The sequence below is a fragment of the Rhodopila sp. genome (genome assembly GCF_965276935.1).
Taxonomy (GTDB): Bacteria; Pseudomonadota; Alphaproteobacteria; order Acetobacterales; family Acetobacteraceae; genus Rhodopila.
Genome location: NZ_CBDIBS010000003.1, coordinates 1,699,052 through 1,718,493, shown reverse-complemented (window position 1 = coordinate 1,718,493; position 19,442 = coordinate 1,699,052). Strand labels below are relative to the sequence as shown.

Below are 19,442 nucleotides of genomic sequence, written 5' to 3'. Positions count from 1 at the left end.
TGCCTTGGCTTGTCCATCATCTGTCACGGGCGACGAAACCGGCGATCGCTTCGATCATCGCCTCGGGCTCGTCGGAGCGTATGGAGTGGCTGCTGTTCTCGAAAATACGCAGATCCGAGCCTGGAATATGCGTGTGAATCTCCTCCGAGAACTCCGGCGCGCAGATCCAGTCATGTCGGCCGGCGAGAATGAGCGTGGGCACGTTGATCTCGCCAAGCCGAGGACGCAGGTCGTAGCCATACATGAACCCGCCAGGTCCGAAGGCGCGGTTCAGCGGCTCCGGCGCATGGCTGCCGCGGCGCAGCGCCGCGGCGGCGGCCTTGGGATCGTAGCTGCGCGCGTACAGCGGCCCCATCACGGCGTAGTAATGCTTCAGCCGTTCCACCGTATCGAGTTCGCCCGCCCAAAGCATGTCGCAGACACGCTGCTGTTCGGCGGTGCCACGCTGGCGCACGATCTGCCTGGCGCGGTCGATGAAGCCGCCATGCGCGGCGGTGACGATCAGCACGAGGTGGGAGATGCTTTCGGGATAGCGCAGCGCGTGCGCCATCGCCACCATGCCGCCATAGCTGGTGCCGACGCTGACGATCGGGTCGAGGCCGAGATGCCGGCGCAGCGCCTCCATATCCTCGACATTCTCGTCCAGCGTATAGGTGCTTGAATCGCCCCTGCCCGAACGCCCTTGTCCGCGATGATCGAAATAAACCAGTTGCATGCTGGCGGCCAACGGCGTGAAGGCGGGCTTGAGGCCGCTGTGGTCGCTGCCCGGGCCGCCGTGGATCAGCATCGCCACCGGGCGTTCACGCATGACATCGTTGTCGGGGACCAGGCCCATCCCGTCGATGTCAAAGTAGATTTCGGTGCCGCGCAGTGTCGCTCGCATCGGAGCCTCTCCGGATTATGGTGGCCAGGCTGGCAGTGGCCAGGCTGGCAGTGACCAGGCTGGCAAAACGACTTGCGCCAAAACCTTCAATACGACTCGCCGAACGCGTTGGCCACCGCGAGCAGCGTTGTGTCCGTGCCTGGGGCGCCGACAAGCGACAATCCGACCGGGGCGCCGTCAACCCGTGCGCCGGGCAGGTTAACCTGCGGCGATCCGGTCAAGCCGCCCACGCAGGCCAGGCAGGTGATCCGCTCACGCGGGAGCGCCAGATCCGAGATCGACAGACCGCGCATCGGTGCAGGGAATGGGGTGGTCGGCAGGCACAGGATCGTGTCGGGCGGCAGCAGCATCCGCAGCCGTGCGCGTGCTTCCAGCCGCATCAGCGCGGCCCTGGCGCGCTCGCCGTCACTGATCTGAGCCGCCAGTGCAAGGTTTCGCGCCACGCTGAACTGCAGGCGAGGATTGTACCGGTCGACCCACGGCGCGAAGGTCCGCCAGGATTCGCTGGATTGGAGGCAACGCTGCGCCTCCTTCCACACCGACAAGCCTTGCGGCGCCAGGGTTTCATCTCGGCGCGTGCCGATCAGGTCGGCCAACCTGTTCACCATCGGCGACAGCGCCTCGGCCACGGCCGGATCGGCGAAGGCGAACGCATCGCTGGCGATCAGCAGGGTGCGGGGCAGCATCTCGGGCAGCGTCTCGTCGAACAACACCTGTCCCACACGGGCAAACGTCGTGGCGTCCCGCGCCAGCCAGCCGACCGTATCGGAGGACGGCGCCTGGACGGTGATGCCGCGAAAATTCAGTCGCCCGTGCGTCGGCCTGAGGCCGAACAGGCCGCAGAAGCTGGCTGGTACGCGAACCGATCCGCCGGTATCAGTGCCGAGGGCGAAGTCGCATGCGCCGCCGGCCACCGCGGATGCCGATCCGGATGAAGATCCGCCCGGCACGCGATCCGGCGCGGCCGGGTTCAGCGGTGTGCCGGTGAACGGATTCTCGCCAAGGATGCCGAGCGACACTTCGTCGGTCGCGGTCTTGCCGATGATGCGGGCCCCGGCGTCCAGCAGACGCTGCACCACCCAGGCGGATCGTTCCGGCACCGGGTGCGCACGTGCCCAGTCGGGATTGCCGCCGCCGGTCGGCCAGTTGGCGACATCGATCAAGTCCTTCACCGCGAAGCTTAGATCGGCCAGCGGACCGCCCGCCGCGCCGGGGATCGTGCACCGTTCCCCCGGCACGAAGGCATTGAGATGATCCATCAGGTCGCTCCTGGATTTGTTCCGCGATCGCTTCTTGCCAGGCCGCACCCTGCGCGGCCGCGATCGGCGCCGGCACAGGCATCCGGCGGGGCGCGAGGATGTCCCGCGTCGCGAGGCCCCCGGTTATCCCGCCGTTGGACATCATGGCATGTCAGCGCTTCGTCGTCGCGGCCCGATCCGGACCCCGGAAAGCCTGACGCGCCCCTCACGGCCCGTAGGCCAGATCGAGATCCCGCACGATGGCCTGTGCCATCTCATTCCGGTTCGCCGGCAGCGGCAGGCGCGGCGGCCGTGGTTCACCCACATCCAGGCCCATGTGCCGCAGCAGCGCCTTCGATCCGGCGACATAGTATTGGCCGCCGACGAACTCGATCAGCCGGAGGTAGCGCAGGTAAAGCGCCCGTCCTTCGGTCACCCGCGCCTCGTTCGCCACCAGGGTGAACAGGCGGGCCAGCGGGCGGGGCGCCACATTGGCGGCGACCGCGACCCAGCCGGCGGCGCCCTCGACGAAGGATTCAAAACCGAGGATGCCGCCGAACACCGTCATCCGGTCGCCGCACAGCCGAAGGATGTCGCGCACCCGCGTCACCTCCAGCGTCGACTCCTTGATGTAGCGGCAATTGTCGATGGCGGCGAGCCGCGCCACCACCGGCGGCGTCAGGTCCACATTGGCGGTTGCCGGATTGTTGTAGATCATGATCGGCAGACCGATCGCGTCGCCGATGGTCTTGTAGTGGTGGTACAGCTCGTCCTCGGTCGGCGTGCAGTAGAATGGCGGGATGATCATCACGCCGTCGGCCTTCAGGCTTTCCGCCCTGCGGCTGAGCCTGACCGCTTCACGGGTGTCCTCCGCCCCGGTGCCGATCAGCACTGGCACGCGACCGGCCGCCTGCTGGATCACCGTCTCCGCCACCGCGAGATGCTCGTCGTCCGACAGCGACAGGAACTCGCCGGTGGAACCCAATGGAATCAACCCGTGGATGCCCTGGCCGATCTGCCAGTCGACGAGGCGGCGCAGCGTCGGCAGATCAAGCGCGCCATCGGCTGTGAAGGGCGTGACCATCACCGTATAGGTGCCGCGAAAGGCTTGCATGGTTCGTGCTGCTCCTCGGGCCGCGAGATCGACTTCGACAGATGTACTCCTTGCCGGTGTCGCGCTCAAAAGGCATCACCCACAGCTTCCAACACGTATCATGGCCGATGGCGGCCAGCCATCCGCGACAAAGGGGGGCGGCCAAATTCGGACAGGCCGATAAAGGGAATTTCTGCCTGAAAGCGGCGAAGCTGCCGCGGATCAGGAACAAGCATGACCAAGCGAACACACTGGACGCACGCCGCGGCGTTGAAGGCCAAGGTGGCGCCGTCGGCCATCAAGGGCGAGAGGACGCTGGCCGAATTGGCGCAGCAGTATGATGTAAAGCCGGCCTGCTGAGCGCCAACGATGATCGACCGGCGCCATGACCTTCCGTTGACACGGCAGGCGGCCGTTTGCGGCTCAGCCGGAGCAGCCTTCACTACGAACTACAGCCCGTGCCGGAGGCCGAACCAATGATCATGCGGCGGATTGATGCCCTGCACTGGAATTACCCGTTCGCGGGCAGCCGGATGCTGCGTGACCTGTTGTGCGGCGGAGGCGTCATTGGTCGTGAGATGGTAAGAACGATGATGCGGCAAATGTGCATCGAGGCGCTGTATCGCCGGCCGCGCACGTCAAAGCCGTATCCAAGATCTGCTCAAATGGAGTTGCGGTAGCAAAATGACCTCTGGCCCTGTGGTGCCGACCTTGCGACACCACCCTACGGGAAGCCACCCCTTTAGGGCATTATCGGCCGCGAGTTGCGAAAGTCGGACCAGTGTCCTGCCCCCGAAGTTCGTCATATCTTCTGACGGATGGAGGGGATAAGCAGGCCACTGAAATAAAGAACCAGCGCCGATGCCATCAGGTCCGCCATGACGGGGATTGGGCGATCGTTTTCGTGCATTGGACGTTTGCCGGATTAACGTCGCTCGTGCCCCCGTGGCGCGGGCTGATCCTGGTCCTCCTGCGCCTGTCAAAGCCCAGCATGACGCAACCTCAGGGGCTGAAAAAATTCGCTGACACGGAGGCTCGACCTATCAGTTCCCGTAACGCCGGATTGTCCTCGCTATGCTCCTCCGTCAGCGTTTCCATCGGCACGAAAAACTCGTGAGCATGCGGAAGCTGATGGCGGGCAAAGCCCTTGTAGTGGTCCTTCTTTAGACCATACAGCACCCGCATCTCCCGCACCGGAATGATCACATCGTTGAATGGCTCATGCAGGATCACCCCAGTGGTCTTCCAACGTGGCGTGTCGTCGGACGGGGCAATCGGCGCCAGCAGCCAACCTGTGGGGCAGACGCACATCAGGGAATGCGTGCTGGGGGCAAAGCGAGAGCGTTTATCGAGCAGGTTCTGGATCGTCGAACAGGCTTCGATGGCCAGGATATCAACAAAGGGTTCTGAAAAACTGCCGCCGAAGTTCAGCCACAGGCCATCAGGCAGAGTACGCAGCCGCGTGCTGCCAGGGATTTTGAGAAACGGATTGCAAATCCTGGTTTCGTCCTCTGATGGGCGGCCGCGCAGCCAAGCTTCCTTGCCGCGCCGTGGTTTTACGCCGGGTGGTCGTTGACCCCAGCCCTTGAGGCGGTTTTTAACGAGAATGTCTAAAGAAATTGGTCCTCGCATTGGCCTGTCCCTCAAATCACTTCTTAGTGAATGCAACCTTAACGCGTATTAACGGATTTTATTGCAAACTAACAATCTTATCATACAGGAATATTATTGCACTTATAGCGTCGAAATCGTGAAACCAGTCTTGATTCGTTTGCCTCTATCGACAAAGATACCAATATGTGGATTTAATCGGCACTTATCTGCCGATATCATTTTTCTATTATTACGACATGATGATGCTTCAAGCGACTGCCGTTGAACCTTGATGCTGGATGCTAGCCGTTCGTTATCCACCGAATTTTTTAGAGGACGACAAACCCAATTTCACCAGGTGAAATTTGGATTATCGCTTCAGCCGGGCGACAACGCGCGCAAAAAAGCCGGCGACCAGCGGCCGCCGGCTGATCGCAGCCGTCAGGGTGTCAGCCGCGCTTGATCGACGGCACGTAGTCACGACGCGGCGCGCCGGTGTAGATCTGACGCGGCCGTCCGATGCGCTGCTGCGGATCCTCGATCATCTCCTTCCACTGGCTGACCCAGCCGACGGTGCGGGAGACGGCGAACAGTGCGGTGAACATGTTGGTGGGAAAGCCCATCGCCTTTAGGATGATACCAGAGTAGAAATCCACGTTCGGGTACAACTTCCGATCGACAAAATAGCGATCGGTGAGAGCGATCTTCTCGAGTTCGACCGCCAGATCCAGCAGGGGGTCGTCCTTGATGCCAAGTTCCTGCAGCACGTCATGGCAGGCCTTCTGGATGATCTTGGCCCGCGGATCATAATTCTTGTAGACCCGATGACCGAAGCCCATCAGCTTGGTGTGGTTGTCCTTGTCCTTCACGTCCGCGAGGAACTGCTTGATGTTCTTGGTGTGGCCGATCTCGGCCAGCATCTTTAACACGGCCTCGTTAGCGCCGCCATGCGCTGGGCCCCACAGGCTGGCGATGCCGGCGGCGATGCAGGCAAAGGGATTGGCACCGGTCGATCCCGCCAGCCTGACCGTGCTGGTGGAGGCATTCTGCTCATGATCCGCGTGCAGGATCATGATCAGGTCCATGGCCTTGGATAGGACCGGGCTGACCTTGTATTCCTCGGCCGGCACCGCATGGAACATATGCAGGAAGTTTTCTGCATATGACAGGTCGTTGTGCGGATATATGAACGGCTGGCCAATCGAGTATTTGTGCGCCCAGGCCGCAATTGTCGGCAGCTTGGCGATCAGCCGGAAGGCACTGATGTCGCGGCTTTCCTTGTTATGGATGTCCAGGCTGTCGTGGTAGAAAGCCGATAACGCGCCGACGACGCCACACATCACTGCCATCGGATGCGCGTCGCGACGGAAACCGTTGTAGAAGGTCCGAAGCTGCTCGTGCAGCATGGTGTGCCGCATCACGCCAAGGTCGAAGTCCTTGGCTTCCGCCTCGGTCGGCAGTTCGCCGTTCAGCAGCAGGTAGCAGACCTCCAGGAAGGTAGAGTGTTCGGCAAGCTGCTCGATCGGATAGCCGCGATACAACAGGACGCCTTCGTCGCCGTCGATATAGGTGATCTTGCTGTCACAGGATGCGGTGACACCGTAGCCCGGATCAAAGGTAAAGACGCCCAGATCGCCATAAAGCTTGCGGATGTCGAAGACATCCGGTCCAATGCTGCCCGAGAGCAGCGGCAGACTGGTCGATTTGTTCGACCCGTCCAGGGTGATCGTGACAGACCGTTTGACGCTGCCGCTCATGTGATGTCCTTAATGACTGGAGGCGGAGATGCACCATCAGCCCGACGGGCGAAGATCGCTTGCCGGGGCAGTTGATGATCAAAAAACTATGGTGCTCCGCGTCACGACGCAACCTTCGCACACGCAGCAAATTCCGCCTAGGCCGGTTTCCGTTGCCTGATGTCAGGCAGATGATCTATGCGCAGCCGGAAATCAATGCAGGACCAAATGCCGCCGCGGACGCAGTACGGGTGTCGCGCGCGCCTGGTCCGCCTGGCAAGCGCGGATTGCCTTGCGCAGGGCCAGTATGGTGCGCGGCAGGTTCAGGTTGTCCGCTTCCTCCGCCAGTATGGTAAGGCACTGCAGCACATTGGCTGCTGTCGCAAGCCGAACCGCTTCAGGCAAATCGTCGTCAACCATGGGACGGTGATCTCTGTCGAAGCCGATATCACGGGAGCGTGAGATCGGACCATGATTTATGGCGATAAATGCCTCCGGCTGGCAACAAAAGTCTGTCTTGTATGGAATCCAGAATGGAAAATCAGGCAGAAATGCCACGCAGCCCACTGTTTCCCGATGCTGCGAGCCTGACGACCGCGAAATGCAATGTGGGAAACCGAGGTCTTGGGATCATCGCCGGCGGCGGCGAATTGCCGGCCAGGGTCGCGGCGGCGGGACGGGCAGTCGGACGCAGCGTCTTTATTCTGGGTCTGGAAGGCTTCGCCGATCCGGCGGTTCTGGCGCCCTGGCCGCACCAGATCGTGCGGCTCGGCGCTGCCGGCCGCATTCTGGCGCTGCTGCGAGACAATGGGTGTGAGGACATCGTAATGATCGGGCCTGTCCGCCGACCGTCGCTGCTTAATCTGCGGCCTGACGCCGAGGGAGCCCGTATCCTGGCGCGCGTCGGCCGAGCCGCCTTCATGGGCGATGACGGGTTGCTGGCGGCGGTCATCAAAGTGCTGGCCGAGGAGGGATTTCGCGTCATCGGCGCGCAGGAGGTGATGCGCGAGGCCACCGCCCCGCGCGGTGTGCTGACCCAGGCGGGGCCGGATGCCCAGGCCATGGCGGACATCGCACGTGCGGTGGAGGTGGTTCGCCTGCTGGGTGCCGCTGATGTTGGCCAAGGCTGCGTCGTGCAGCAGGGCCTTGTGCTGGCGGTGGAGGCGATCGAGGGCACCGACGCGATGCTGGCCCGCTGCGCGCCGTTGCGCCGCGATGGCATCGGCGGCGTGCTGGTCAAGCTGGTGAAGCCAGGTCAGGACAAGCGGGCCGACCTGCCGACGATCGGGCCGCGGACGATACGCAATGTCGCCGCCGCCGGCCTGAGGGGGCTTGCGTTCGAGGCCGGGACAACCATCCTGGCGGAGCGAGAGGCCTGTGTGGCCGCGGCGGACGCGGCAGGCCTGTTTCTACTGGGCCTCGACCCTGAAACATTGACCTTGTCCGGTGTTCCGGTCACGAGTCTTCCATCCGCACGTCTTCAACCTGAAGGGGAACCTCCATGAGCCGGTTTTTGCACACCATGCTGCGCGTCGGCGACCTGCAGCGCAGCATAGACTTCTACACCAAGGGCTTCGAGATGAAGGAGCTGCGCCGTCGCGACGTGCCGGACGGCAAATATACCTTGGCCTTCGTCGGCTACGGCGATGAGGACAGCAACACCGTGCTCGAGCTGACCTACAACTATGGCACCCAGGAATACGATCAGGGCACGGCCTTCGGACACCTCGCCGTCGGCGTGCCGGATGTCGCGACGACCACCGAGAAACTACGGTCGCTGGGGGCGAAGGTGACGCGCGAACCGGGGCCGGTGAAGTTCGGCACCACGATCATCGCCTTTGTCGAGGATCCCGACGGCTACAAGATCGAGTTGGTGCAGCGCGGCTAGCTGGCGCCCTGCCGCCGCATAGCCCTGTTTCGGTCATGCCGGTGGCGGGTATCGCGAACCTGGATGTGCCAGCTTCAACAGTGATGCGCATAAGCCAGGATTGCTGATCTGGTCTGTCCTCAATCAACCAGCGGGGGAAGCACATAACAGATGGGACCTTTGGCAGGCGTGAAAATCGTCGAGTTCGCGGGCATCGGCCCGGCGCCGATGGCGGCCATGCTGTTGGCCGACATGGGGGCTACGGTGCTGCGCATCGACCGAGTAGCGCCGGCTGATCTTGGCGTGCCGATGGCGAAGGAACATGAGTTCACCCACCGGAGCAGGGCGACGATCGGCCTTGATCTGAAGCAGCCTCAGGCGGTTGACCTTGCGCTGCGGCTGATCGCCGGCTCCGATGCCTTGATTGAAGGATTTCGGCCCGGCGTCATGGAGCGGCTGGGGCTTGGGCCGGATCAATGCCTGGGGCGTAATCCGCGGCTGGCCTACGGGCGGGTAACCGGCTGGGGGCAGGATGGTCCGCTGGCCCACGCGGCCGGCCATGACCTGAACTACATCGCTCTGACCGGTGCGCTGCACGCGATTGGACGAGCCGGCCAGAAGCCGACGCCGCCGTTGAATCTGGTGGGCGACTACGGCGGCGGCGCGCTGTATCTGGTGACCGGGCTGCTGGCGGCGATCCTCTCGGCGCGAACGACCGGTGTCGGACAGGTGGTCGATGCGGCGATGGTGGATGGGGCACTGTCGCTGATGACGCCGATCTACGCGATGCAGGCGGGCGGCCGGTTGGCCTCGCCGCGGGGGGAGAATCAGCTCGATTCTGGTGCCTATTACTATGAGGTGTATGAATGTGCCGACGGCGCGTTCATCTCCCTCGCGCCCATCGAGGCGAAATTTCATGCCGAGTTGCTGAGGCTGCTGGAAATCGACCCGGCGACACTGCCTGCGCAGCGCGACAAGGCCGGCTGGGACGGTTGGAAAAAATTGCTGACCGAGCGGTTCCGCTCCCGCACGCGGGATGACTGGTGCCGTCTGCTGGAAGGCAGCGACGCCTGCTTCGCCCCCGTGCTATCGATGCAGGAGGCGCATGAGCATCCCCATAATCAGGCACGGGGCGCCTTCATCGATGTAGGTGGTTTCCGCCAGCCGGCGCCAGCGCCTCGGTTCGGCGTCACGCAGCCTGATCCGCCGCGGGCGCCGGGATTGGTGACCGCCGGAGAGGCGCTAAGGGCCTGGGGAATGTCCGCGGCGGAGATCGAGGCGGTGACCGGCTGAACGGGAGCCTATCGAAACGCTGAAACAACCGTAAGCGGGGGTCTAAATCGTAGGCCTTTTGTCGGCTTAGGACCGCGAGAGGCGCCGCCAACGAAAGGCTCCGGGTCGATCGAGCGAACCAAGATTTCTGAGATGGCGCGGTTGACACGCCCACGCGTGCCTTTTTGGACACATGCCTACAACAAGACCGGCTTGGTGGCAGAACCCTGGAAAATCTATCCCTCAACGATCCGAAAAGTTGCTATTTTTCATTGCGGTGAGGTGTGCCCTGGTGTCTTCACGCATTGGTGACCAGTTGCCCGCTACCGTGCGTCTTTCGTAGTGAAATATGGAGGCTCGCTGGTGTTGATTTGTTACGCCGCGACAAGAAAGGAATGACGATGTTGAGAAGAACGACGTTGCTGGGCGCGGTTTCGCTGCTGGCAGGTTCAGTGCTGGTCGCGCCCCTGGCGCAGGCGCAGTCGAGCCAGCAGGTTACCGTCGATGGCGCCCGCAAGGTGCTGGCGGATCTTCGTCATGACAAGGAGTTTGGCAACGCAAAGCAGCTCATGCGCCGGGCGAAGGCGGTGATGATCGTTCCCAAGCTGCTGAAGGGCGGCTTCATTGTTGGTGGAGAGGGTGGCGATGGCGTGCTGATGGTGCAGGGCCGCAGCGGCTGGAGCGATCCGGCGTTCTTCGCGATTGGCGCGGCGTCCTTCGGCTTGCAGGCTGGACTGGAACAATCGGAGCTGATCCTGCTGATCATGAGCCAGAAGGGCCTGGACGGCGTGCTGCGCAATGAATTCAAGATTGGCGCGCAGGCAGGGATCACGGTCGCAACATTGGGTTCAGGCGTTGAAGGCGCGCTCAGCGGGGCCTCCGTGCCGGATATCGTGGTATGGTCGTCGTCCACCGGGCTGTACGGCGGTGTGGCGATTGATGGCTCGATCATCCGCGCGGAACCGAACCAGGACTCCGCCTACTACGGCCGGTCGCTGACCTCGCATGAGGTGCTGTATGGCCGTGGTGGCAGTCCACGTACCGTGGGCTTGCGGCGGGATATCGAAGCGATCGGATAGGCATGAGTTGCGGGGCGCGGGCGGCGGTGCTATCCACCCGCCCGCGCCCGATGGGGGATAGTTTAGCGGTAAAACTCCCGGCTCTGACCCGGGCATCCTTGGTTCGAATCCAGGTCCCCCAGCCACATCTGGTCGAGAGCGTTGCACCTGGTGGTCCGTGGTTGTGCAGGTCAATGCTTCAGGAACAAGTCGTCGGTTATCGACACGCTCCATCAGCAAGACGAGCGGAAAAGGGCATTTTACCCTAGCCGATTAAGCTGGTGGAAGCTCACGCGGCGGTAGACGTGGATATGGGCTGAGGGATCGGTTGACGAGCAGAAGGTTGTTCCCATGACCGTTTGCGCATTGCGGAAGCTGGGTGGCGCATCCGGTTCACCACCTGCTGTCTGTGATCCGCACCTTGACCATGCATAGTCTCATTGATACAATTTTATTGATATTTATAGTCTGGAGGATGTCTAGATGGCCTGGAAAACACCTAAAATCACAGAAATCGCGCTCGGCGCCGAAATCAATTCGTATGCTTCCGCTGGTTTGAAGTAAACATGCTTCGCGCCACTTTGGTGGCGCGGCGGATCGCACGATCAGACCTTTGAGAGCGCTTGTCCTTGGCGCCGCGGCCGGCGGTGGTTTTCCGCAGTGGAATTCCAACGCCGTGGGATGCAGGCGGGCGAGATCCGGTGATCTCTCCGCCGTTCCGCGCACCCAGGCCTCGGTTGCGATTAGTGCCGATGGCAATCACTGGTTTCTCCTGAATGCGTCTCCGGATCTGCGACAGCAGATCGAGGCGTCGTCCTGTCTTCAGCCACACCAAGGTTTGCGCTCATCACCAATTGCTGGCGTGGTTCTGTCTGGCGGGGACGTGGATGTAATAGCCGGGCTGCTGACGTTGCGGGAACGGCATGCTTTCACGGTTTACGCTACTCCGCGAATTCACCAGGTATTGGATGGGAATCCCATCTTTGAAGTGTTGGCGCGCGATGTGGTGACGAGGCGGCACGTCGCGGTTGGGATGCCGGTCATGTTGGCGTTGCCAGATGGTTCGCCGAGTGGTCTTGACGTGGCGTTGTTTTCCGTCCCTGGCAAGATCCCGCTGTATCTTGAGGCGTCCACTGGAGAGCCGTCTATTGTCGAGAGCGAAGAGACGGTCGGTGTCATGGTAAGCCACGGGAGCCGTCGATTGTTCTTCATTCCCGGCTGCGCCCGCATGACCGAGGCGCTCGCGCGGCGCTTGAAAGGTGCGGACGTGGTGCTTTTTGACGGCACATTGTGGCGCGACGACGAGATGCTGCGGGCCGGCCTTGGCAGCAAGACCGGAGCGCGCATGGGCCACATGAGCATTGATGGACCAAACGGCACGCTCGCCGCATTCAAGGCGATCGACGTGCGGCGCAAGATCATGCTGCACATCAACAACTCCAATCCAGTGTTGTTGGATGACTCACCTGAAAGGGCAGAGGTCGAGGCGGCGGGCTGGGAAGTCGCCTATGACGGAATGGAGATTCCGGTATGAGCGGTCGATTGCTGTCGCCCGATGAACTGGAAGCCTCGTTGCGGCAGATCGGCGCCGAGCGCTACCACTCACGGCATCCCTTCCACAAACTAATGTACCAGGGAAATTTGAATCGCGGACAGCTTCAGGCCTGGGCGTTGAATCGCTACTACTACCAATGTCGCATCCCGGTGAAGGACGCCACACTGATCGCAAGGCTGCCAACGTCGGAGCTGCGACGCGTCTGGCGACGACGGCTGCATGATCATGATGGTGACGAACCGAATACCGGTGGCATCGCGCGATGGCTGCGGCTGACCGACGGGCTGGGGCTTGATCGTGACTACGTCACTTCCATGGCCGGTCTGCTGCCGATTACCCGATTTGCCGTCGATGCATATGTGGAAATCGTGCGCGAGCGGTCGATTTTGGAAGCAATCGGATCGTGTCTCACGGAACTGTTCTCCCCAGCGATCATCGCCGAACGCGTTGGAGGCATGCTGGCGAACTATGATTTCGTTACGGCCGAAACGCTCGGCTACTTCACGCCGCGGTTGGATCAGGCTCCGATGGATGCCGAATTTGCGCTTGATTACGTCAAGGAGAATGCTCGCACGCCAGAGCAGCAGGCGGCGGTGCTGGCGGTCTTGCGCACCAAGTGCGACATACTCTGGGCCATGCTTGATGGGCTGTATCTGGCCTATGTCGATCCGCGATTGGTCCCGCCTGGCGCATTTGTCCCGGCTGACAGGTGAACGACGAGGCGGCCATTCCGCGATTTGGCGCTGGCGTGAAGTTCCGCTTCGACGCGGTGCGTGCGGCGTGGGTGGTGCTGGCCCCTGAGCGGCTGTTCCTGCCCGACGAGCAGGCGGTCGAGATCCTCAAGCTGGTCGACGGCATACGCAGCCTGAGCGTGATTATTGATGATCTGGCCGCGCGCTATGACGCACCGCGTGAGCTCATAGCCGGCGACGTCGAGACGATGTTGCAAGGTCTCGTTGAGAAGGGGGTGGTACGGTGGCAAGCATGATCGATCCACCGATGGGCCTGGTGGCGGAGCTTACCCATCGTTGCCCGCTGCAATGTCCATACTGCGCCAATCCTGTCACGTTGCACCGGGCGGCCGCCGAGTTGGATACCGCGACCTGGCGGCGGGTACTCGAGGAAGCGGCGGCACTGGGTGTATTGCAACTACATTTTTCCGGCGGCGAGCCAACCGCGCGAAAGGATCTGGCGGAGCTGGTGCGCGCCGCCGCTGACTGCGGATTGTACAGCAACCTCATTACATCCGGTGTGCTGCTGGATGAACGGTTGCTGAACCAGCTCGCGCGCGCCGGGCTTGATCATGTGCAGATCAGCATCCAGGACATCGAGGCCGACAGCGCTGACCGGATCGGTGGGCTTGGCGGCGGCCACGCACGAAAGCTCGCGGCGGCGCGGGCGGTGACGCAAGCTGGGCTCGCGTTGACGCTGAACTTTGTCGTACACCGGCAGAATGTGGCGCATGTTTCGCGGATGCTCGACCTCGCGGAAGCATTGGGGGCCGGGCGAGTGGAAATCGCCCATGTGCAGTATCACGGGTGGGCGGTTTCCAACCGTGATGCGTTGTTGCCCAGCCGAACCGAGACGGATGGTGCGACCGTGGCCGTGGAGGCTGCGCGTCAGCGGCTCAAGGGCAAGCTTGTCGTCGACTATGTGGCTCCCGATTATCACGCGTCGCGGCCAAAGGCCTGCATGGGCGGCTGGGGTCGACGCTTCATGACTGTGACGCCGTCTGGCAAGGCATTGCCGTGCCACGTCGCCGAGTCGCTGCCAGATCTTAATTTCCCGTCGGTGCGGGAGCAGTCTCTCCGCGCGATCTGGCACAATGCGCCTGCGTTTACCCGCTTCCGAGGCACAAGTTGGATGCCGGAACCGTGTCGGTCGTGCGATCAGCGTGAGATCGACTGGGGCGGCTGTCGTTGCCAGGCCTATGCGCTGACCGCGGACGCATCACGCACTGATCCCGCCTGTGAGAAGTCGTCCGACCATGCGCTGATCCAGGCGGCCGTGGCAGCGCGGCGGTCGACGCCGCCGGCCTTCATCTACCGCCGCTATCCCGGTGCGACACAGACAACCGACTGAACGTGGCGTGTGCGGCGATGGCTCGATCATCGACGCGCGGCTTTTTCCGCCGCCGCTTGCTTAGGGCATGGCGCCGTTGATATAAAAAAACCGGATACCGCCGCCGCGCGTATAGACGTGTGACGAGGTCGCGGCTCAGCGCCGCTGTCGGGAGCAGCTCCACCAATGACCGATATCACCACGAAGCCGAAAGCAAAGGTTGAAATAAAAGTCGAACGTCCGCGTCTTCACAAGGTTATTCTGATCAACGACGCCTATACGCCGCGCGAGTTCGTCGTGACGGTGCTGAAAGCGGAGTTCCGCATGACTGAGGATCAGGCAATGCGAGTGATGATGACCGCGCATCGGCGCGGTGCGTGCGTTGTTGCCGTCTTTACGAAAGATGTTGCGGAAGCCAAGGCAACGAATGCAACGGATCTAGGCCGCAGCCAGGGTTATCCGCTGTTGTTCACGACCGAGCCGGAGGAATGAGGCAAAGAGGATCGCCTCGGCCGAGCCGTGGGCGATAATCGTAGCTTCAGGATGCCAGCGAGATATTCATTTCCTCGCCGCCGCTTTCAGGGAAATCTATTTCGGTGAGTGATCGTGCCAAGTTAGCAAGAACTTATTCATGTTTCATCAGGATGGATCAATGACCATCTGCCAATCCGCGCTGCCTCTTATGCCACACCGTCCGCAGCGAATTCGCCAATGTCGTCAGGTGGCCGAACTTTATTAGCCGCAAGGCGCCTGTTGGCTTCACGGACGCTGGGATAGAGAAGACGGATAACGACCGTTCGTCGAGTCAACGGTCTTACCCGTGCTCCTGGAACTGGTCGGAGCGGCGGGATTCGAACCCACGACCCCCAGTCCCCCAGACTGATGCGCTACCAGGCTGCGCTACGCTCCGATTACGCCGGTGCCTTCGTCTACCAGCCCGCGCGCCGCGCCGCAATGCGTCTGCTGCCTCAGGTTGGCGTTTCCCCCCGATCAGTCCACATTCCGCATCATGATTGCCTTTGCCGCCCTGCTGGAGCGTCTGGTCTTCACGCCGTCACGCAACGCCAAGATCGCGCTGCTGCGCCACTATTTCGCCACCCAGCCCGACCCGGACCGAGGCTTCGGCCTGGCTGCGATCACCGGCGAACTGTCGTTCACTACGGCCAAGCCAGGACTGATCCGAGATCTGGCGGCCGCCCGCACCGATCCTGTCCTGTTCGACTGGTCATACGACTACGTCGGCGATCTGGCCGAAACCGTTGCCCTGATCTGGCCGGTTCAACCCTCTCCAGCCAACCCACCGCGCCTGACGGACGTTGTGGAGACGCTGGAAACCGCGTCGAAAGTGGCTTTGCCTGGGCTGGTGGCGCAATGGCTCGATACGTCCGATTCATCGACCCGGCTGGCGCTGCTGAAACTGATCACCGGTGGCCTTCGCGTCGGCGCCTCCGCCCGCCTGGCGAAGATCGCGCTGGCCGAAATTGGTCAGGTTGCCGCGGATGATGTGGAGGAAGTGTGGCACGGCCTGTCGCCGCCCTATACACCCCTGTTCGCCTGGCTGGAGGGACATGGGCCGAAACCTGATCCCGCCGATCAGCCGGTATTCCGGCCGCCGATGCTGGCGCATCCGCTGGAGGCCGCGGATTTGGCCGCACTGCGACCGGCCGATTGGCGGGCCGAGTGGAAGTGGGATGGCATTCGCGTCCAGGTTGTCGCCACAGCCGGCGGCCGTCGGCTGTTCTCCCGCGGCGCTGATGACATCTCGGCGGGGTTTCCCGAAATCATCGCGGCGATGAATTTTCACGCGGTGCTGGATGGGGAGCTTCTAGTGCTACGCGAAGGAACGGTAGCGCCGTTCGCCGAATTGCAGCAGCGGCTGAACCGCAAGACCGTCACGGCGACCATGATGGCGCAATACCCGGTCGGCATTCGCTTGTACGACCTGCTGTTCGACGGCACCAATGACCTGCGCGCGTTTCCATTTGATGACCGCCGTGGTCGGCTGGAGGCCTGGCTGGCGCGCGAAAAGCCTGCTCGGATGGACCTGTCGCCGCTGATTCGCTTTTCATCCTTGCAGGAACTGATGGTGCTGCGGGATGGCGCCCGGGCTGCCTCTATCGAGGGGCTGATGCTGAAGCGTGGCGACAGCGCCTATCTGGCCGGGCGGGTCAAAGGTCAGTGGTGGAAGTGGAAGCGCGACCCGCTGACGGTCGATGCTGTGCTGATGTATGCGCAACGTGGGCATGGCAAGCGCAGCAGCTTCTATTCCGACTACACCTTCGGCGTCTGGCGTGGCGAGGAACTGGTGCCGGTCGGCAAAGCGTATTTTGGCTTTACCGACCAGGAATTGGTTTTCCTGGACAAGTGGACCCGCAACCATACGACCGCCCGCTTCGGACCGGTTCGCGAAGTGGAAAAGAAGATGGTTGTGGAAGTGGCGTTCGATGCGGTGCAACTGTCGAACCGCCACAAGTCCGGCGTGGCGATGCGTTTCCCGCGTCTGGCGCGCATCCGCACCGACAAGCCGGCGGCCGAGGCGGATCGGCTGGAAACCTTGATGGCGCTGGTGGAGGACCGGACTCCGGTTGATTGACCTTATCATGTCGGCATGCTGGCCTGATCCAAACAACGGGGGAAACCATGTCCATCACCGTCAGCACGACCCGTCAGCGCCTGAAGGCCGGCAAGATGGCTCTGGGCTTTGGTGTACATCATCTACGCACGGTCGCCGCACCTGTGCTGGCCGCCGCAACTGGGCACGACTGGATGTTCGTCGATGGCGAGCACGGTGCCTTTACGATCCAGGAGACGACGCAGCTCTGCATTGCTGCCCTGCCGACCGGGGTGACGCCGATCGTGCGCGTCTGCGCCGGCGCGCTGGACGAGGCGACGCGCGCGCTGGACAACGGCGCCATGGGCATCGTCGTCCCGCATGTGGACACCGCCGCCGACGCCAAGCGAATTGCCGATGCCTTTCATTATCCGCCCATGGGTCGTCGAAGCTGGGGCGGCTCACCGGCGATCTACGGCTATCAGCCGCCGGCCACAGCCGAGGCGCAGGCCGCGATCAATTCCGAAATCCTGACCGTTGTCATGCTGGAAAGTCCCGAAGCGGTTCGCAACGCCGATGCGATCGCGGCGGTGGAGGGTGTCGACATACTGTTCATCGGCACCTCGGATCTGACAGCCGAGCTGGGTATTTCTGGTCAGATGGACCATCCAAAGGTGATCGACGCCTACCAGGTGATTGGCGATGCGTGCCGCCGGCATGGCAAGGTGCTCGGCATGGGGGGCGTCTACGATGAGCAGAATGCATCGCGCTATGTCGGCATGGGCGCGCGCTTCCTGCTGACCGGATCGGATCACAGCTATATCGTCACGGGGGCTGCTCAGCGTGTGTCGTTCTTCAACAGACTGGCAGGCGTACCGATGTGATTGATGCTCCACACAACTGCGTCGTAACGTTCAGTATCGCCGATGATACGCCGATCTTCAGATGTTGGCTGATGGCTTCGGCTACTCGCTTGCCACCGGCTCCGGCGGCTTGACCGATTGCTTCAATAGCAATGAATTGCTGGATGCGGCCATTACCGACCCGCTTGTCTGCTGCCTCGCCAACGTCACGCGGCGTTCTGGACCGGCGATCTCATCGGCAGCACCAGCGGCCTGTCGGTGGTCGCCGGTGCAGCCGAGACTGGCTACCTGTCCTTCGGCGACCGCACTGGACGGCCGCTGGTCATGCTTTCGCGTGGCGGCCGTGACAAAGACGCTGACCAGGACTGTCTGACGCAGGGCGAGTGCTGGCATATTGCCGCTGAGCTGCCTGTCTTATCTGGGAACATTCCCGCTTCGCACCGGAATTCCTGTCTGCTCATAACAAACCCTCGCAAGTTCTGCCACCCCTTCCCGTATTGTCCCTTCACTGGGCATTGCGAAGCAAAGCCGGAGGCAGTTGCTGGAGTTATCCGGGCTGACCGCCCATTCAGGCCCCGCATTGAAAACGATTCCCGCCTCGGCCGCCGGTTTGACGAGCTTACGCACATCGACATTCGCCGGCAGCCTGATCCACAAAAAGATGCCGCCTTTCGGCGCACAGCATTCGGCTGTTGAACCGAACTCCTTTTCCACGGCCTCTGTCATCGCCGCGAGCTTGCCGCGCAGCACGCCGTTCAGGTGCGCCAGATGGTTATCGAAGTGCTTCGAGAAGTATTCCGCCACCACCATCTGATCCAGCGCGCCCGTGCCGCTATCGCCTTTCAAGGGCAGCAGCCGGCGCATGATCTCCCAGCCCGCAATCAGATAGCCGAGCCGCAAGGCGGGAGCGAGGGATTTCGAGAAGGATCCGATATGGATGACGCAGCCGGGATCGAGCGCATACAGCGCCGGGGGTGCCTCTATCCCATCCCAAAGCAAGTCAGCGTAACATTCATCTTCAAAGATCGCGATGTTGTATTGGCGGGCGAGCGCGATTAGTGCGTGCCGCCGGTCCAGCGGCAGGACGCTTGCCGTCGGGTTCTGCACCGTCGGGATTGTGTAGATGAATTTCGGCGTCACCCCCTGCGCCTTCAGCGCCGCGAGTTGATCCGCCAGAGCATCAATCACGATTCCATCCGCATCCAGCTTCATGCCCAAAAGCTTAGCGCCGAGCTTGCGAAACCGGTTCAGAGCACCCTGGTAACAATACTCCTCGGTCAGCACCGTGTCGCCGGGGTTGATCAGCAGGCGGCTGATCATGTCCAGACCCTGACCGGATCCTGTGGTGATCAGGATGTCCTCGACCGGCGCCTCGATGCCCCGCTGGCGCTTTGACTTGTCGGCCACAAACTGGCGCAGTCCTGGATATCCCTGAGGCCCAAGTCCCAGATTGTAGATCGCCAGCTTCGCGCCTTCACGGCGCAGCACGGATGATGCCGCCTCGATCAGCCCGTCGATCGGGATCTGCTCGGGATCGTTGTTGCCACCAATGAAATAGTATTTTGGAAATGGTGCCCAGCGCGGCGCCGGATCGGGCAGGCTTGCGCTGTAGAGTTGCGAATAGTCGATGCCGGCGGCACTCATTGGCTGTTCCTCGGTTGCTCTTACGGCG

The 19,442-nt window shown here is 62.2% G+C and carries 19 protein-coding genes, 2 tRNA genes and 1 pseudogene; 14 read left to right on the top strand and 8 right to left on the bottom strand.

The window, feature by feature from the left end:
- Positions 1 to 16: 16 nt before the first annotated feature.
- The 3 genes from ACQY4S_RS15845 to ACQY4S_RS15835 all read right to left on the bottom strand — a co-directional run bounded on the left by ACQY4S_RS15845 (position 17) and on the right by ACQY4S_RS15835 (position 3,235).
- Positions 17 to 883 (bottom strand): alpha/beta fold hydrolase, encoded by an 867-nt coding sequence (locus ACQY4S_RS15845; RefSeq protein WP_428486148.1) that lies wholly within the window; start codon positions 881 to 883, stop codon positions 17 to 19.
- A gap of 86 nt (positions 884 to 969) precedes the next feature.
- Positions 970 to 2,142 (bottom strand): amidase, encoded by a 1,173-nt coding sequence (locus ACQY4S_RS15840; protein WP_428486147.1) that lies wholly within the window; start codon positions 2,140 to 2,142, stop codon positions 970 to 972.
- 205 nt (positions 2,143 to 2,347) lie between these two features.
- On the bottom strand, positions 2,348 to 3,235 hold the full coding sequence (locus ACQY4S_RS15835) for a dihydrodipicolinate synthase family protein (protein ID WP_428486146.1): 888 nt from the start codon (positions 3,233 to 3,235) through the stop codon (positions 2,348 to 2,350).
- Between the two features lie 213 nt (positions 3,236 to 3,448).
- On the opposite strand from ACQY4S_RS15835, the pseudogene ACQY4S_RS15830 reads away from it, so the two are divergent.
- Positions 3,449 to 3,867, top strand: a pseudogene (locus ACQY4S_RS15830) (IS3 family transposase); the annotation flags it as partial.
- 349 nt (positions 3,868 to 4,216) lie between these two features.
- Here the strand turns inward: ACQY4S_RS15830 and ACQY4S_RS15825 are convergent.
- From ACQY4S_RS15825 to ACQY4S_RS15815, 3 genes are all read right to left on the bottom strand, one after another.
- Positions 4,217 to 4,846, bottom strand: a complete 630-nt coding sequence (locus ACQY4S_RS15825; RefSeq protein WP_428486145.1) for a hypothetical protein — start codon at positions 4,844 to 4,846, stop codon at positions 4,217 to 4,219.
- 410 nt (positions 4,847 to 5,256) lie between these two features.
- Positions 5,257 to 6,564, bottom strand: a complete 1,308-nt coding sequence (gene gltA / locus ACQY4S_RS15820; RefSeq protein WP_428486144.1) for a citrate synthase — start codon at positions 6,562 to 6,564, stop codon at positions 5,257 to 5,259.
- A gap of 192 nt (positions 6,565 to 6,756) precedes the next feature.
- A complete protein-coding gene (locus tag ACQY4S_RS15815; protein ID WP_428486142.1) occupies positions 6,757 to 6,963 on the bottom strand; it encodes a hypothetical protein in 207 nt (68 codons plus the stop codon).
- A gap of 131 nt (positions 6,964 to 7,094) precedes the next feature.
- On the opposite strand from ACQY4S_RS15815, the gene ACQY4S_RS15810 reads away from it, so the two are divergent.
- The 11 genes from ACQY4S_RS15810 to clpS all read left to right on the top strand — a co-directional run bounded on the left by ACQY4S_RS15810 (position 7,095) and on the right by clpS (position 14,848).
- The gene (locus tag ACQY4S_RS15810) at positions 7,095 to 8,048 is read left to right on the top strand and encodes an LpxI family protein (RefSeq protein WP_428486141.1); all 954 of its coding nucleotides are present in this window, start codon (positions 7,095 to 7,097) and stop codon (positions 8,046 to 8,048) included.
- On the top strand, positions 8,045 to 8,431 hold the full coding sequence (gloA, locus tag ACQY4S_RS15805; protein ID WP_428486140.1) for a lactoylglutathione lyase: 387 nt from the start codon (positions 8,045 to 8,047) through the stop codon (positions 8,429 to 8,431). Before ACQY4S_RS15810 ends, gloA begins: the two co-directional genes overlap by 4 nt.
- A 150-nt stretch (positions 8,432 to 8,581) precedes the next feature.
- Positions 8,582 to 9,703 (top strand): CaiB/BaiF CoA transferase family protein, encoded by a 1,122-nt coding sequence (locus ACQY4S_RS15800; RefSeq protein WP_428486139.1) that lies wholly within the window; start codon positions 8,582 to 8,584, stop codon positions 9,701 to 9,703.
- Between the two features lie 380 nt (positions 9,704 to 10,083).
- On the top strand, positions 10,084 to 10,761 hold the full coding sequence (locus ACQY4S_RS15795; RefSeq protein WP_428486138.1) for a lipid-binding SYLF domain-containing protein: 678 nt from the start codon (positions 10,084 to 10,086) through the stop codon (positions 10,759 to 10,761).
- A 51-nt stretch (positions 10,762 to 10,812) separates the two neighbouring features.
- Positions 10,813 to 10,886: transfer RNA gene (locus tag ACQY4S_RS15790), tRNA-Gln, on the top strand.
- 337 nt (positions 10,887 to 11,223) lie between these two features.
- Positions 11,224 to 11,304: a pyrroloquinoline quinone precursor peptide PqqA gene (pqqA, locus tag ACQY4S_RS15785; RefSeq protein WP_428486289.1), complete on the top strand. Its 81-nt coding sequence runs from the start codon at positions 11,224 to 11,226 to the stop codon at positions 11,302 to 11,304.
- A 49-nt stretch (positions 11,305 to 11,353) separates the two neighbouring features.
- The gene (pqqB, locus tag ACQY4S_RS15780) at positions 11,354 to 12,274 is read left to right on the top strand and encodes a pyrroloquinoline quinone biosynthesis protein PqqB (RefSeq protein WP_428486137.1); all 921 of its coding nucleotides are present in this window, start codon (positions 11,354 to 11,356) and stop codon (positions 12,272 to 12,274) included.
- On the top strand, positions 12,271 to 13,008 hold the full coding sequence (pqqC, locus tag ACQY4S_RS15775) for a pyrroloquinoline-quinone synthase PqqC (RefSeq protein WP_428486136.1): 738 nt from the start codon (positions 12,271 to 12,273) through the stop codon (positions 13,006 to 13,008). Before pqqB ends, pqqC begins: the two co-directional genes overlap by 4 nt.
- Positions 13,005 to 13,283 carry a pyrroloquinoline quinone biosynthesis peptide chaperone PqqD gene (gene pqqD / locus ACQY4S_RS15770; protein WP_428486135.1) on the top strand — a complete coding sequence of 93 codons (279 nt, stop codon included), beginning with the start codon at positions 13,005 to 13,007 and terminating at the stop codon, positions 13,281 to 13,283. The genes pqqC and pqqD overlap by 4 nt, the downstream gene beginning before the upstream one ends.
- A complete protein-coding gene (gene pqqE / locus ACQY4S_RS15765; protein WP_428486134.1) occupies positions 13,280 to 14,377 on the top strand; it encodes a pyrroloquinoline quinone biosynthesis protein PqqE in 1,098 nt (365 codons plus the stop codon). The genes pqqD and pqqE overlap by 4 nt, the downstream gene beginning before the upstream one ends.
- Positions 14,378 to 14,542: 165 nt before the next feature.
- Positions 14,543 to 14,848, top strand: coding sequence for an ATP-dependent Clp protease adapter ClpS (clpS, locus tag ACQY4S_RS15760; protein WP_428486133.1), 306 nt, complete (start codon positions 14,543 to 14,545; stop codon positions 14,846 to 14,848).
- 341 nt (positions 14,849 to 15,189) lie between these two features.
- Here clpS and ACQY4S_RS15755 read toward each other — a convergent pair.
- Positions 15,190 to 15,266 (bottom strand) — tRNA-Pro (locus ACQY4S_RS15755).
- A 99-nt stretch (positions 15,267 to 15,365) separates the two neighbouring features.
- Between ACQY4S_RS15755 and ACQY4S_RS15750 the strand changes: the two genes are divergently transcribed.
- Together ACQY4S_RS15750 and ACQY4S_RS15745 are read left to right on the top strand one after the other, a co-directional pair.
- Positions 15,366 to 16,949 (top strand): cisplatin damage response ATP-dependent DNA ligase, encoded by a 1,584-nt coding sequence (locus tag ACQY4S_RS15750; RefSeq protein WP_428486132.1) that lies wholly within the window; start codon positions 15,366 to 15,368, stop codon positions 16,947 to 16,949.
- A 47-nt stretch (positions 16,950 to 16,996) separates the two neighbouring features.
- On the top strand, positions 16,997 to 17,791 hold the full coding sequence (locus tag ACQY4S_RS15745; RefSeq protein WP_428486131.1) for an HpcH/HpaI aldolase family protein: 795 nt from the start codon (positions 16,997 to 16,999) through the stop codon (positions 17,789 to 17,791).
- A 393-nt stretch (positions 17,792 to 18,184) separates the two neighbouring features.
- Here the strand turns inward: ACQY4S_RS15745 and ACQY4S_RS15740 are convergent, their stop codons facing one another.
- Entirely contained in the window at positions 18,185 to 19,414 is a 1,230-nt protein-coding gene (locus tag ACQY4S_RS15740; protein WP_428486130.1) for a PLP-dependent aminotransferase family protein, read from the bottom strand.
- Between the last annotated feature and the right edge of the window lie 28 nt (positions 19,415 to 19,442).